The sequence below is a fragment of the Actinotalea sp. C106 genome, from assembly GCF_023630195.1.
Taxonomy (GTDB): Bacteria; Actinomycetota; Actinomycetes; order Actinomycetales; family Cellulomonadaceae; genus Actinotalea.
In genome coordinates this window covers 1-769 of sequence record NZ_JALPKN010000584.1, presented here as the reverse complement: position 1 = coordinate 769, position 769 = coordinate 1, and the positions used below count along the sequence as shown (strand labels likewise).

1 protein-coding gene and 1 pseudogene are annotated in these 769 nt (G+C 76.9%); both read right to left on the bottom strand.

The genetic code is table 11. From position 1 onward, the window contains the following. The coding region (locus tag L0B03_RS18630) for a hypothetical protein (protein WP_250448594.1) at nucleotides 1-481 on the bottom strand (481 nt) is incomplete at its 3' end. Between the two features lie 6 nt (nucleotides 482-487). After that, nucleotides 488-769 (bottom strand): annotated as a pseudogene (locus L0B03_RS18625) (thymidine phosphorylase); the annotation flags it as partial.

Below are 769 nucleotides of genomic sequence, written 5' to 3'. Positions count from 1 at the left end.
GGTGCAGGGCACCGGCCCGGGCGGCAGTCGTGCGACGGGCGAGCCCCTGCACCGCCTGCTCGGAGGACCCTGCGAGCTCAGGGTTGCCGTGCCGACGTCCCCCGGGCCCGGTGAGCAGCGCGCCGCTGGCGAGCCACAGCGCGAGGGCGGGGTCACCCGTGGCCGCGAGCATGGTGAGGACGGCCGAGCCGCAGGTGGTCCCGTCCTGCTGACGCAGGTCAGGGCCGAGCCGGAGCGGGTCAAGCACCGCGGCCTGCGTCTGCGGCTCGAGGTCCGACCACGCCGACGCGAGCCCCTCGACCGCCTCGACCGACGCCCCCGCAGCGAGCAGGCGGTGGACCAGGGTGCGCGCCGTGCCGGGCAGGCGCTCCTCGACTGTGCCGACCCGCTCCCCCAGCTCGGCAGGGAGCAGCGCTCGCCGTCGCTCCCCCGTCAAGGCCCGCAGGTCAGGCGGGTCGGGCCGTGCGGCAGGCGAGCCCATGCGACCTCAGTCGGGGACGACGCGATCGATGATGAGCGGCCTCTCGGGGGCACGCGACCCCTCGGGCAGGATCGTCACGGCGTGGGCGAGGGCCTCGCGGGCCCGCTCGAAGCGCTCGGGGGTGTCGGTGTGCAGGGTCATGATCGGCTGACCTGCGCGCACGACCGCGCCGGGCTTGGCGTGCAGCTCGATGCCGGCCGCGGCCTGCACCTGGTCCTCCTTGCGGGCGCGTCCGGCACCCAGCCGCCAGGCGGCGACGCCCACCGCGAGGGCGTCGAGCTCGGCGAC